Source organism: Bradyrhizobium sp. CAR08 (genome assembly GCF_052871955.1).
Genome location: NZ_JBIXJX010000004.1, coordinates 71,123 through 84,056, shown reverse-complemented (window position 1 = coordinate 84,056; position 12,934 = coordinate 71,123). Strand labels below are relative to the sequence as shown.

The window sequence follows — 12,934 nt, the reverse complement described above, 5'->3', positions numbered from 1 at the left end:
GCCACACGGCCCGTCCCATAGGCTCCAACGGCCAGGGAAGGGTCCCGCCCAAGGTCGAGACTCAAGAAAAGCATGTTCAAACGCATTCTGATCGCCAATCGCGGCGAAATCGCCTGCCGGGTCATCAAGACCGCTCGCCGCATGGGAGTTCAGACGGTCGCGGTCTATTCCGAGGCCGACCGCGACGCTCTCCATGTCGAGATGGCCGACGAGGCCGTGCTGATCGGCCCGCCGGCTGCGGCCGAGAGTTATCTGGTGATCGAGAAGATCGTGGAGGCCTGCCGCAAGACCGGCGCCGAGGCCGTGCATCCCGGCTACGGCTTTCTCTCCGAGCGCGAGGCGTTTCCGCGCGCGCTAGAGGCGGCCGGCATCGTCTTCATCGGCCCCAACCCGGGCGCGATCGCGGCGATGGGCGACAAGATCGAATCCAAAAGGGCCGCCGCGAAGGCAAAAGTGTCGACCGTGCCCGGCTATCTCGGCGTCATCGAGGACGCCACGCACGCGGTCAAGATCGCCGACGAGATCGGCTATCCCGTGATGATCAAGGCCTCCGCTGGCGGCGGCGGCAAGGGCATGCGCATCGCGCATTCGACCTCCGAGGTCGCCGAGGGGTTCAACCTCGCCAAGGCGGAGGCCAAGGCCTCGTTCGGCGACGACCGGGTCTTCATCGAGAAGTTCATCGTCGATCCCCGCCATATCGAGATCCAGCTGCTCGGCGACAAGCACGGCAACGTGATCTATCTCGGCGAGCGCGAATGCTCGATCCAGCGCCGCAACCAGAAGGTCATCGAGGAAGCGCCGTCGCCGCTGCTCGACGAAGCCACCCGCCGCGAGATGGGCGAGCAGGCGGTCGCACTCGCCAAGGCGGTGAATTACGACTCCGCCGGCACCGTCGAATTCGTCGCGGGGCAGGACAAGAGCTTCTACTTCCTGGAGATGAACACGCGCCTCCAGGTCGAGCATCCTGTCACCGAGCTGGTCACCGGCGTCGACCTCGTCGAGCAGATGCTCCGCGTCGCCGCCGGCGAGAAGCTCGCCATTGCGCAGAAGGACGTCACGCTGACCGGCTGGGCAGTGGAGTCGCGCCTCTACGCGGAGGACCCGTTCCGCAACTTCCTGCCCTCGATCGGGCGCCTGGTGAAATACCGTCCGCCGGCGGAAGCGAGCCAGGACGGCATCACCGTGCGCAACGACACCGGCGTGCAGGAGGGCGGCGAGATCTCGATCCACTACGATCCGATGATCGCCAAGCTCGTCACCCACGCGCCGTCGCGCGTCGCCGCGATCGAGGCGCAGGCCACCGCGCTCGACTCGTTCTACGTGGACGGTATCCGCCACAACATCCCGTTCCTGTCGGCGCTGATGCATCATCCGCGCTGGCGCGAAGGCCGGCTCTCCACCGGCTTCATCGCCGAGGAATTTCCGAAGGGCTTTGCTGTCCGCGTGCCGGAAGGCGAGGTCGCACGACGGCTCGCCGCAGTCGGCGCCGCCATCGATCACGTGCTCGGCGAACGCAAGCGGCAGATCTCGGGTCAGATGGGCGGCCGCATCGTGCAGCGCGAGCGTCGCCGTGCGGTCTGGCTCGACCGCCAGGAGATCCTGCTGGAGATCGCGCGCGAGGGCGAGGCGGTCGCGGTGCGTTTCGTCGATGCTGATGGCAGGACCGGCAATGCGCATCTGTTGCAGTCGCCGTGGAAGCCGGGCGATCCGGTCTGGCAGGGCACCATCGACGGGCACATCGTCGCGGTGCAGGTGCGCCCGATCGCGAACGGCATCCGCCTCGCGCATCAAGGCGTCGAGGTGCCGGTCTATGTCTGGACCGAAGCGGAAGCTGCCTCGGCGCGGCTGATGCCGGTGACCACGGCTGCCGACACCGGCAAGAAGCTGCTCTGTCCAATGCCCGGTCTCGTGGTCTCGATCGCGGTGACCGAAGGGCAGGAGGTCAAGGCCGGCGAGACGCTCGCGGTGGTCGAAGCCATGAAGATGCAGAACGTGCTGCGCGCCGAGCAGGACGGCACCGTAAAGAAGATCCACGCCAGCGCCGGCGCGACGCTTGCGGTGGATGCGCTGATTTTGGAGTTTGCGTAACGTCATTGCGAGGAGCCACCGGGTCCGCGCGAAGCGCGGCCCGATGACAGGCTCCGCGACGAAGCAATCCAGTCTGTCTCTGCGGATGCATTTCTGGATTGCTTCGCTTCGCTCGCAATGACGGAGTATGCTGCGGCCTCCGTGACCTAACCGAGACTTCACCATGGCCTTTCGTTCCCGCCGCGAAAAACTGCGATCGATCCTGTCGGGCGGGACGTGCGTCCATCCCGGCTCGGTCTACGACGCCATCTCGATCCGCATCGCCGAGGATCTCGGTTTCCCGCTCGGCATGTTCGGCGGCTCGGTGGCTTCGCTCGCGGTGCTCGGCGACCCCGACATCACGCTGATCACGCTCACGGAACTTGCCGAGCAGATGCGGCGGATGTCGCGTGCTGCAGCGCTTCCGGTGTTGGTCGATGCCGATCACGGCTATGGCAACGCGCTCAACGTGCGTCGCACGGTGCAGGAGCTGGAAACGGCGGGCGCCGCCGGCCTCACCATCGAGGACACGCTGCTGCCGGCTGGCTTTGGCGAAGCGAAGACGCAGCTGATCTCGCTCGAGGAGGGCGTCGGCAAGATGAAGGCGGCAATCGACGGCCGCGGCGACCCCTCGCTCGTCATCATGGGCCGCACCGGTGCGGCCTCGATCACCTCGATCGAGGATGCGAGCCGCCGCGCCAGAGCTTATGAGGCTACCGGCGTCGACGCGCTGTTCTTCACCGGCATCAAGTCGCGCGCCGAGCTCGAGGCCATCGTGTCTGCGACGCGCCTTCCGATCGTGCTCGGCGGCGCGCCGGAGGAGTTGAACGTGCTCGAATACCTCGCTGGCCAGCGCGTGCGCATCGCGCTTCAGGGCCACGCGCCGATCGCGGCCGCAACGCAGGCCGTCTACGAGACGCAGAAGGCGCTACGCGACGGCACTGCGCCGAAGAATCTCAAAGGTCTCCCATCGTCGGACTTGACCAGCCGCGTCACGCGGGAGGCCGACGTCAAGGCGCGGAGCGCCGATGTCCTCGGACTGAAACAATGAGCCGGGCGATCCTCCAGGTCATGATCCGCGGCCGCGTGCAGGGGGTAGGCTACCGGGCCTGGCTCGAGTATCAGGCGACGACGTGCGGTCTCGAAGGCTGGGTCCGCAACCGCCGTGACGGCAGCGTCGAAGCGCTGTTCGCGGGGCCGCCGAAGCACGTCGCGGACATGGTTGCGCTGTGCCGCCACGGCCCGCCGTCCTCGCGCGTCGACAGCGTCACCAGCGAGACGGCTGACGTCGATGAACTGAACTTGCGCCGGGCAGGCGAGGCGTTTTCGGTGTTGCCGACGGTGTAGCTAAAGAATCACCGTGGCAGCTTGGCGATCGCTTCGCTCAATTCGTGGATTTCGTAGGGCTTGCGCAGAATCGGGAAATCGCCGCGCACGCCTGCGGCGACTTCGCTGTAGCCGGTGGCGAGCAGAATCGGCAGGCCGGGGCGGATCTGGCGGAGGTGATGGGCGAGGCTGAGCCCGTCCATCTTGCCGGGCATGACGATATCCGAGAACACGAAGTCGACGCCGTTCTTCTCGATCTCGCTCAAGGCGGCTTCGGCGTCCGCGACCCGGCGCACCTGATAGCCGAGCTGCTCCAGAAGACCGATGCTGACGGCGGCGACGTCCGGATTGTCCTCGACCAGCAGCACCGTGCCGCTGCCTTGGAACGCCGGTTCTCCCGCCGCCTCGCGCGATGGCTCGTCTTCTCCGCGCGGCAGCAGGATAGTGAAGGTCGTGCCCTTGCCGAGCGCGCTCGCGACCCGGACCGTGCCGCCGGCCTGATGGGCGAAGCCGTGCACCTGGGAGAGACCGAGGCCAGTGCCTTTTCCGATCGCCTTGGTCGTGAAGAACGGCTCGAAGATCTTGTCGAGAACGTCGGAGGGAATGCCGAGGCCGGTATCGGTGACGTCGATCGCGATGAATTCGCCCACGAGGGGGTCCTCGTCGAGCACGAGATTGCGCGCTGCGATCGTCACCGTGCCTCCGTCGGGCATCGCGTCGCGGGCATTGATGACAAGGTTGAGCAGCGCGGTCTCGAGCTCGGAAACGTCGGTCCTGATCGGCCAGACGTCGTCGCTGACGTCGAAAGCCAGGCGCACGGAGCTGCCGACGCCGGCATCGAGTACCTCGCGGATCGCCGCGATGCGGTCGGCGAAGTCGATCGCCTGCGGATTGACGCTCTGCCGCCGCGCGAAGGTGAGGAGCTGGTTGGTTAGCGCGGCGCCGCGCCTGGTAGCGGTCTCGATGGCCGAGATCGCGCGCTGAAGCTTGGCTTCGTCGTCGGCCCCTCGTTTCAGCATGTGGAGGCTGCCGCTGATGATCATCAGGAGGTTGTTGAAATCGTGGGCGACCCCGCCGGTGAGCTGGCCGAGCGCGTCGAATTTCTGGGATTCGGCGAGCTGCTTCTGCATCGCCTCGAGCTTGAGCTGGGTATTGCGCCGCTCGGTGATGTCGCGCGTGATCTTGGCGAAGCCGACCAGCTCGCCGGCCTCGTAGATCGGATCGATCACGACGCTGGCCCAGAAGAAGGTGCCGTCCTTGCGGACGCGCCAGCCTTCCTCCTCGTAGCGGCCCTTTTCCCGCGCGATGCCGAGCGCACGTGCGGGCTTGCCGTTGGCGCGGTCGGTCTCGGTGTAGAACCGGGAAAAGTGCTGGCCGAGGATCTCCCCGGGTGAATAGCCCTTGATGCGCTCGCCGCCAATGTTCCAGCTGGTGATTCTCCCGGTGGGATCCAGCATGTAGAGTGCGTAGTCCGCAACTCCTTCAACTAACAGGCGGAAACTGCGTTCGCTTTCGAACAAATCCCTCTGCTGACTAGACTTCTCGACCATTCCCGGACCCTGCCTCAACGGGGGCAAACGCAGTAGGTGGCGGATTGTTCCCGGAGGTTGGAACATTTTTAGGCAACATTGCGCGTCCGTATGCAGGACGCAAGCCAGCAGACGCTCGCCCGCATTCGAGCCGGAAAGCCGTGCGCGTCAGACCGCCGCCACGCTCCGGAACGTCGCCGCCACCGCACGCAGCGCCCCAAGCTTTGCGGGATCGCTGACCTTCGAATGGAGCATCACCTTTGAGCTGCCGAGTTTCGGCAGCTTGTGGGCGGGGCCGACGTCGACCAGGCCTGCCGGCGCGATCCGTCGCGCCAGCGGCGCGATTGCAAGTCCGGCGAGCGCGGCTGCAACCACGGCGGTGACGCCGCCGCCGACGAAGCGCTCACGCCATTTCAGGCCGGCCTTGTCGAGCGCGCGCACGGCGATGGCGCGGACGCCGCAGGGCGGGGCGAGCGTCGCGAGCGGCAAAGGCTGCCCCTTTGGCACGGTGAAGCGTCGTGACGCGAACCAGCCGAATTCGTCCTCGGCCAGCGTCTCTCCGCCGCGCCGGCTGCCTTCCTGGCGCACGATCACCGCATCCAGTCGGCCCGCATCATAGGCCTCCTGCATCTCGCGCGAGAAGCCGATGATGACGGCAAGCGTGAGGTTCGACGAGATCGCATGCAGGCGTTCGAGCAGGGGTACCAGCTCCGGCCCCGCAGCATGGTCGGAGATGCCGAGCGAGAGCGACTGCGCGACTGAGGCCTCGCCCGATAGCGCGCGGTCATGCGCCGCGATCAGCGCGCGGGCGCGCTCCAGGAACGTCGCGCCGTCTGCCGTGAGCCGGACCGCGCGCGGCGAGCGCTCGACGAGACGTTTTCCCAGCAGCGTCTCCAGCCGTTGCAGCTTGAGGCTGACAGCCGCCTGGGTCGTGCCGAGCGCTTCAGCGGTCCGCGTAAAATTCTGGAGGTCGGCGACCAGCAGGAAGGCCTGGACGGTGGCGATGTCGAGCGTTGCTGTCATTACGATGTCTTATCACTGGTATCAACAGAGATAAGATACCAAAATGTCGGTGGCGGGTCTAGCTTCTCATGAACGCCGCGCAACACCTGCGCGACATCCGAGGAGAACGACCATGCCGCTCATCACCGTGTCCTACACCACCTCCCGCCAGTCGCCCTCGCTGAAGGCCGACATCGCGAGCGCCGTGTCCGAGCTCACCGCAAAAATCCTGCACAAGGATCCTGAGGTCACGGCCGTCATCGTGAAGTCGGTGGAGGCGGGCGACTGGTTCGCTGGCGGCAAGTCGCTCGCAGAGCAAAAGCTTGCGAGCTACTGGATCGACATTCACGTCAGCGAAGGCACCAACACCAAGGACGAGAAGGCCGCCTATCTCGCCGCGATGTTCCAGCGCATGGCCGGGATCCTGGGCCCGCTGCATCACGAGACCTATCTGCATGTCGACGAGGTCAAGGGCGACGCCTATGGCTTTGGCGGCCTGACCCAGGAGCGGCGCTACATCGCCGGCAAGCTCGAGGTTTCGCCGAAGAAGGCGTGAGGAGGGAGGCCGCGGGTGAATAACCGCACCCGCGGCTTGAACCGGTTGGGCCTCCTGATCGTCAGCTCGCTATGCGAAACTGAACTTCGTCCTTGTTCAGGAAACAGGTCTTGTCGAACAGCTTCAAATCGAGCGGGTTCGGCAGCCTGACATCGTCCAGGTCAGGGCAGGGTTTGAGCGAGGGATCATAGGAGCGGTCGATCTGCGAGATGAAGACGACGATCAATCCCTTGTCGCGCGCGAATGATTTCAACGCGCGCACCTGAACGGTGAGGTCGGGATTTTCCCGCCGCTGGTCCAGCAGCTGCAGATAGTCGATCACCACGACCGTGCCGCGCGGTGCTGCGGCCATCTGCTTGACGACGTAATCGGCACTGATGGCGTCGGAGCAATCGACCTCGAAGAGTTTTTCGAACTGCGCCAGATCCACGCCGATCGCCCGAAAGCGATCCAGAACATCTTTCTCGGTGTATTCGAGCGAAAAGAACGCGGCGCGGTGGCCCGACCGCATCGCCTCCACGGCAAGCCCGAGGCTCATCAGGGTCTTGCCCTGGCCGGCACGCGCGCCCACCAGCACCAGGTCACCCGGTTGAAACTGCGGGAAAAGCCGGTTGGCCGGCGTCGCTGCCGCAGCTTTCGCCGCGAGCATGCTCCATGCGGAAAATCCTTCCGTCGCAGCGACGCGGTCGAGCGCATCGTGCAGCGGGATGCCTTCCTCGCGGGACAGGCGCTTCGCTTTTCGTTTCAGATGATAGATGGGTGCAGACAGTCTCATCGCAAAAACCTCCCATTGCGAGCTGAAGCGCAACCCCTCCTTATGCCTGGCGCTCGAACAGTCGGTCCGATGATCAATTCGCCCGGCATGACATCTGCTTTCCCGGCGGAGGGGGGAGGCGTGGGCGACACCGGAATCGAGGGTAGCTGATTCCGGGTTTGCCGAGAATGAGGAAGACCGGAAGTTAGGCCGCTGCTTCCGGCAGCAGCGCCCGGGTCGGCCCGAACAGCTCCTCGAAGGCCTGCCGGAGCGCAACGTCGACATCGGCCATCGTCACGAGCTGGCCGAGATCGACCAGCGAGGTGACGCCGTAGCGGGGATCGGCGACGCCGCAGGGCACGATGCCCGCGAAATGCGACAGCTCCGGCTCGACATTGATGGCGATGCCGTGGAACGAGACCCAGCGCTTCAGCCGGACGCCGATTGCCGCGATCTTGTCCTCGTGCTCGGGTCCCTTGTCGGGGCGCTTGACCCAGACGCCGACCCGGTCCTCGCGCCGCTCGCCACCGATGTTGAAGGCGGCGAGCGTCCGCAGAATCAGCTCCTCCAGGCTCGCGACATAGGCCCGGACATCCGGCCGGCGGCGCTTCAGGTCAAGCATGACATAGGCCACGCGCTGGCCGGGCCCGTGATAGGTGAGCTGGCCGCCGCGCCCGGTGGCAAAGGTCGGGAATCGGGCATCGAGCAGGTCGGTGGTCTTGCCCGAGGTGCCGGACGTGTAGAGCGGGGGGTGCTCCAGCAGCCAGACCAACTCCGGGGCTTCACCTGCCGCGATCGCCGCGACGCGCGCCTCCATTTCGGCGACCGCCTCCGGATAGGGCACCGGCGCGTCCGAAATCCGCCATTCCGCCGGCTCGCCGGTGGAGGCGAACGGCGTCAAATCGAGCTCTTGGCGGGGGTGTTGGGGCGAATTAACCATTGGCTAACCATAACCGGGTGATGATCCCAGGAGCAAATACCAGTCCCTAGTCCTAGTCCCAAGTTGCGGTGGTGCTGAAGTGCCTACTCTCGACAAAGTCACCGTGGACCTCATGGTCGTCCTCGGGACGACGACCATGCCGATTCATCAGGTATTGCGTCTTTCCCGCGGCGCCATCATCGAGCTGGACGCAACCGAGGCCGACGAGGTCAAGGTTCTGGCCAATAATTTGCCGGTCGCCTCCGGGGTCGTGCTGGTCGACCGCAACCGCATCGCGGTCGAGGTCAAGCAGATGCTGCCACGTGTCCCGGGCACACGGTAGCGGCCCGGGCACGCGTCGCGGCCTGGGCACGCAGTAGCGGCCGGGCAGGCGGAAAAAGGCCGATCCCGGCGCAAGGAGCCGGAACTTTCCTGCCAAGCTTGTGGAATTCAGGACCTTTGGAGGCTTGTACCCCTCTGGCGGATTTGTTAGATCGGCGCCGTTGATCCGGTTGGCCTTCAAGCCTCAAGCCGGCATCCCCAAAGCGCTCGTGGCGGAATTGGTAGACGCGCTGCCTTGAGGTGGCAGTGAGTAAAATCGTGGGGGTTCGAGTCCCTCCGAGCGCACCAAGCGAACAGACACGCGAAGGATCTTTTCGCGAGCTTCAGTGCCCGCGTTGTCGCGCGTCGCGAACCCCGCGATGGGGCCTTCCCAAGTCTTCAATGTTCGATCTCCCGGCCGAGGGTTCGCTCCGTCGGCGCGATCGGGCGTGAAGGTGAGCGCGGCGAAGTTCGCTATCCCCTCATGTCCGGGTTCCCTTAGTTTACCTGCGGTCGAGACTCCGGCTTGATCTTCGTGGCCGCGGGCTTAAACACCCTCGCCGGATGGCTGAAGATCTCGAATTCGTCGCCCCGCGCTATGCCGACAAGCGTGATCCCGCTGGCTTCGGCCGTTCGGACTGCGAGCGCGGTCGGTGCAGACATGGCAACGACGACGCCGGCGCCGATCGCGGCGGTTTTTTGCACCATCTCGACCGAAATCCGGCTGGTGAGAATGACGGCGCCAGCGCGGCCGGATGGTCCTTCCGTCGCGAGAGCGCCGGCAAGCTTGTCGAGGGCGTTGTGGCGCCCCACGTCCTCGCGCACCATCATGGTCTTACCGACTGGGTCGAAAAAACCCGCGGCGTGAGCGGCGCGTGTCTTGTGGTTGAGGATCTGTGACTCGCTGAGGGTTGCGACGGCCGTGCTGATCTGCTCCGCCGTGAGGCTCGCCGGCTGCTCAACGCACTGAACGATCCGCCCGGCTTCCCGCAAGCTGTCGATGCCGCACAGGCCGCAACCCGTCGGCCCGACCAGATGTCGCCGGCGCTCCTTCAGGCGGCGCCCGGCGTTCGGTCGCAGCCATAGCCGCAGTTCGATGCCGTCGCGACCGGGGATGACCGTGAGCTCCTCGATCTCGCCGATGTCCCCGATGATCCCTTCGGTCAGGCTGAATCCCACAGCAAGATCGGTCAGATCGGCGGGAGTTGCCATCACAACGGCGACGGTCGTTCCGTCGTAGACGAGTGCCACGGGACATTCCTCGGCCAGCATCCGCTCATCCCGCGTTCCGCTCGACGTCAGCCGGGGCATTTTCATGGATGCCGTGGGCGTGGATGCGCGATCGTGTGCGCCGGATCGAGAGCCGTGCATGGGTGTTCGTCCTACGTCGATTCATCGACGCACGAACCGGAGCAAGGTTCCGAACGCTTGGAACTTGCCATCCCATCTCGGGTTTTGCGTGCAGGGCCTGCGATTGAAGGAAAACGCCATGCGGCAAAAGGCAAAGGTCGAGAACTATGATGCGCCGGCAGGCGGCTGGGGATCGCTCAAAGCCGTTGCCAGTATCCTGACACAGGAAGAGGTCGCCGTTCTCGGCAGCGAGATCCTGCTCAAGCAGAACAAGCCGGACGGATTCATGTGCGTGAGCTGCTCATGGGCCAAGCCGGCCAAGCCGCGTCCACTGGAATTCTGCGAAAACGGCGCCAAGGCGACCGCCTGGGAGATTACGCGCAAGACCGTGACACCGGAGTTCTTTGCGCAACATACGCTGGCTGAACTACGAACTTGGTCCGATCATCAGTTGGAGGAGCAGGGGCGCCTGACGACGCCGATGCGTTACGACAGGGCAAGCGACAAATATCTGCCGGTCGACTGGGAGGAGGCCTTTGCGGCTATCGGCGCCGAGCTGAACCGGCTCGATCCCCGTTCGGTCGTGATGTACACGTCTGGACGTGCCTCGCTCGAAACCAGCTACATGTACCAATTATTCGGCCGCATGTACGGCACCAACAATTTCCCCGACAGCTCGAACATGTGCCACGAAACCACGTCGGTGGCGCTGCCGGAGGTGATCGGAGTTCCGGTCGGGACCGTTCTGCTGGAGGATTTCGAGACTACCGGTTGCATCTTCTTCTTCGGCCACAACACGACCACCAATGCGCCGCGCATGCTGCATCCGCTCCAGGAGGCGGCGCAGCGCGGCGTGCCGATCATATCTTTCAATCCGCTGCGCGAGCGCGGCCTGGAGCGTTTCGTCAATCCGCAAAATCCGGTCCAGATGATCGCCGGCGGCACGCGCATCAGCTCGCAATATTATCAGGTGCGGGTCGGCGGTGATGCTGCGGCGATCGTCGGGATTTGCAAATGGGTGATCGAGGCGGACGACCTCGCGCGCAAGAATGAAGCTGCGCGCGTGGTGGATGTCGAATTCATCCAGCAGCACACGGCCGGCTTCGAGGAGTTCGCCGCATTCTGTCGTACACAGGATTGGGACGAGATCGAACGGGCCTCGGGGCTTTCGCGCGGTGCGCTGCGCGAAGCCGCGAACACCTATATGGAAGCCAAGGCTGTGATCGCCAATTACGGCATGGGCATCACCCAGCACAAGCACGGCGTCGAGACGAACAAGATGATCGTCAACCTGCTGCTGCTTCGCGGCAATATCGGCAAGCCGGGCGCGGGCATTTTGCCGATCCGGGGCCACTCCAACGTGCAGGGCCAGCGCACCGTCGGCATCTCCGAGAAGACCAAGCTGGTGCCGCTCGACAAGCTTGCGGAGCTTTACGGTTTCGAGCCGCCGCGGTGGGAGGGACTGTCCACCGTCGACGCCTGCCAGGGTATTCTGAAAGGCGACGTTCGCGGCTTCGTCGGCCTCGGCGGCAATTTCCTGCGCGCCGTTCCGGAGCGGTCCCTGATGGAGTCCGCCTGGTCCGGCCTGCGCCTGTCGGTGCAGATCGCGACCAAGCTCAACCGGACCCACCTCGTGCCGGGCGAGGTCACTTATCTGCTGCCGTGCCTCGGCCGGATCGAGATCGACCGGCAGGCCAGCGGCGCACAAGCGGTGTCGATGGAGGATTCCACCACCTGCATTCACGGATCGCGCGGCCAGCGCAAGCCGGTGGCCGACCATCTCCTGTCGGAGCCGGCGATCGTCGCCGCCCTGGCAAAGGCAACGTTGAAGCCCAACCCCAAGATCGATTGGGACGCCTGGGTCGCCGACTATTCGCGGGTTCGGGACGCCATCGAGCGCACCTATCCCGACCAGTTCAAGGACTTCAATGCGCGCATGTTCGAACCCGGCGGATTTGCGCGGCCGCTCGCGGCGCGCGAGCGGAAGTGGAAGACCCCGAACGGCAAGGCCAACTTCACCGTTCCGAAGTCGGCCTTCGCGCCGCCGCGCGAGACCGACCGCGTCTATGAGCTGATGACACTGCGCGCGGACGGGCAGTTCAATACGACGATCTACGCCGAAGGCGATCGCTTTCGCGGCATCGAGGGCGGCCGCTACGTCGTGTTCATGAATCCCGCCGACATGGAGGGAGACGGGTTGAAAGCAGGAGATACCGTCACGCTGGTGACGGAGGCGGGCGACGGTGTCGAACGCAGCCTGAGCGAACTCCAAATCGTCCCCTATGGCATCCCGCGCAGGAGCATTGCGGCTTATTATCCGGAGTGCAACGTGCTCATTCCGCTCTGGCATTACGCGGAGGGCAGCAAGGTCCCTGCGGCAAAATCCATTCCGGTGCGTCTGTTCAAGGACATCCTTCCAGAGATCGTCGAGGCCGGAGAGGCTCCGATCTCGGCGTCGTGAACGCCGTCGATCACGCCCACAGGAGTGAAGGACGATGAGAGACAGCGCGTCGGACGTGACCGACATCAGCGACGCCGTTCACTTGTGCATCGACATGCAGAACATCTTCGCTCCGGGTGGCCTTTGGGAGACGCCATGGATGGCGCGAGTGTTGCCGACGATCGCCTCGATCGTTTCGCGCCATCAGGCCAGAACGATCTTCACGCGATTCATCACGCCGGAAGATCCGGAAGATCGTCCCGGACAGTGGCAGCGCTATTTTCGTCGCTGGCGCGAAGCGACCCGCAAACATCTGCCGCCATCCGGGCTCGAACTCGTGCCGGCTCTGAGCCGCTTCGTTCCGCCGGCTGCCGTCATCGACAAGCCGGCCTATTCCGCGTTCAGCAATCCTGGCCTCGCGAGCCTGCTGATCGACAAGAACGTCGGCACGGTCGTCATCACCGGGGCGGAGACGGACGTCTGCGTGCTCTCGACGGTCCTGAGCGCCGTCGATCTCGGCTTCAGGGTCGTCATCGTCGAGGATGCGCTGTGCAGCTCGTCCGACGTCGGCCATGATGCGCTGATGACGATGTATCGCACCCGCTTTCACGGCCAGGTCGATCTGATGACCGCCGAGGAATTGGCGGAGTTCTGGCGCGAGTAGGGCACG

At 64.9% G+C, this 12,934-nt stretch carries 12 protein-coding genes and 1 tRNA gene; 8 read left to right on the top strand and 5 right to left on the bottom strand.

From position 1 onward, the window contains the following. Positions 1-72 precede the first annotated feature (72 nt). The 3 genes from ACIPUD_RS10220 to ACIPUD_RS10210 all read left to right on the top strand — a co-directional run bounded on the left by ACIPUD_RS10220 (position 73) and on the right by ACIPUD_RS10210 (position 3,414). The gene (locus tag ACIPUD_RS10220) at positions 73-2,088 is read left to right on the top strand and encodes an acetyl-CoA carboxylase biotin carboxylase subunit (RefSeq protein WP_446480504.1); all 2,016 of its coding nucleotides are present in this window, start codon (positions 73-75) and stop codon (positions 2,086-2,088) included. Between the two features lie 163 nt (positions 2,089-2,251). Continuing rightward, positions 2,252-3,118 (top strand): isocitrate lyase/PEP mutase family protein, encoded by an 867-nt coding sequence (locus tag ACIPUD_RS10215; protein WP_446480503.1) that lies wholly within the window; start codon positions 2,252-2,254, stop codon positions 3,116-3,118. Next, positions 3,115-3,414 (top strand): acylphosphatase, encoded by a 300-nt coding sequence (locus ACIPUD_RS10210; RefSeq protein WP_007603158.1) that lies wholly within the window; start codon positions 3,115-3,117, stop codon positions 3,412-3,414. Before ACIPUD_RS10215 ends, ACIPUD_RS10210 begins: the two co-directional genes overlap by 4 nt. 8 nt (positions 3,415-3,422) lie before the next feature. Here ACIPUD_RS10210 and ACIPUD_RS10205 read toward each other — a convergent pair whose 3' ends face one another. Both ACIPUD_RS10205 and ACIPUD_RS10200 read right to left on the bottom strand, forming a co-directional pair. Beyond that, a complete protein-coding gene (locus ACIPUD_RS10205; protein WP_085351344.1) occupies positions 3,423-4,943 on the bottom strand; it encodes a PAS domain-containing sensor histidine kinase in 1,521 nt (506 codons plus the stop codon). A 147-nt stretch (positions 4,944-5,090) separates the two neighbouring features. Then, positions 5,091-5,945, bottom strand: a complete 855-nt coding sequence (locus ACIPUD_RS10200; protein ID WP_446480502.1) for a LysR family transcriptional regulator — start codon at positions 5,943-5,945, stop codon at positions 5,091-5,093. Positions 5,946-6,057: 112 nt separating this feature from the next. On the opposite strand from ACIPUD_RS10200, the gene ACIPUD_RS10195 reads away from it, so the two are divergent. Then, positions 6,058-6,480 carry a tautomerase family protein gene (locus tag ACIPUD_RS10195; protein ID WP_446480501.1) on the top strand — a complete coding sequence of 141 codons (423 nt, stop codon included), beginning with the start codon at positions 6,058-6,060 and terminating at the stop codon, positions 6,478-6,480. A 61-nt stretch (positions 6,481-6,541) separates the two neighbouring features. Here the strand turns inward: ACIPUD_RS10195 and ACIPUD_RS10190 are convergent, their stop codons facing one another. Together ACIPUD_RS10190 and lipB are read right to left on the bottom strand one after the other, a co-directional pair. After that, complete coding sequence (locus ACIPUD_RS10190; RefSeq protein ID WP_446480500.1) at positions 6,542-7,255, bottom strand: DNA helicase; 714 nt, start codon at positions 7,253-7,255, stop codon at positions 6,542-6,544. A gap of 184 nt (positions 7,256-7,439) precedes the next feature. Further along, a complete protein-coding gene (gene lipB / locus ACIPUD_RS10185; RefSeq protein ID WP_446480499.1) occupies positions 7,440-8,174 on the bottom strand; it encodes a lipoyl(octanoyl) transferase LipB in 735 nt (244 codons plus the stop codon). Between the two features lie 79 nt (positions 8,175-8,253). Between lipB and ACIPUD_RS10180 the strand changes: the two genes are divergently transcribed. Together ACIPUD_RS10180 and ACIPUD_RS10175 are read left to right on the top strand one after the other, a co-directional pair. Continuing rightward, the gene (locus ACIPUD_RS10180; RefSeq protein WP_085351347.1) at positions 8,254-8,496 is read left to right on the top strand and encodes a FliM/FliN family flagellar motor switch protein; all 243 of its coding nucleotides are present in this window, start codon (positions 8,254-8,256) and stop codon (positions 8,494-8,496) included. A 202-nt stretch (positions 8,497-8,698) separates the two neighbouring features. Continuing rightward, positions 8,699-8,783, top strand: a tRNA-Leu gene (locus ACIPUD_RS10175). 189 nt (positions 8,784-8,972) lie between these two features. Here ACIPUD_RS10175 and fdhD read toward each other — a convergent pair. After that, a complete protein-coding gene (gene fdhD, locus ACIPUD_RS10170; RefSeq protein ID WP_446480498.1) occupies positions 8,973-9,746 on the bottom strand; it encodes a formate dehydrogenase accessory sulfurtransferase FdhD in 774 nt (257 codons plus the stop codon). A gap of 217 nt (positions 9,747-9,963) precedes the next feature. Here fdhD and ACIPUD_RS10165 point away from each other — a divergent pair, with 217 nt between their 5' ends. Together ACIPUD_RS10165 and ACIPUD_RS10160 are read left to right on the top strand one after the other, a co-directional pair. Further along, positions 9,964-12,285 (top strand): FdhF/YdeP family oxidoreductase, encoded by a 2,322-nt coding sequence (locus ACIPUD_RS10165; RefSeq protein WP_446480497.1) that lies wholly within the window; start codon positions 9,964-9,966, stop codon positions 12,283-12,285. A 34-nt stretch (positions 12,286-12,319) separates the two neighbouring features. Then, positions 12,320-12,928 carry a cysteine hydrolase family protein gene (locus ACIPUD_RS10160; protein WP_018455224.1) on the top strand — a complete coding sequence of 203 codons (609 nt, stop codon included), beginning with the start codon at positions 12,320-12,322 and terminating at the stop codon, positions 12,926-12,928. Positions 12,929-12,934: the final 6 nt, after the last annotated feature.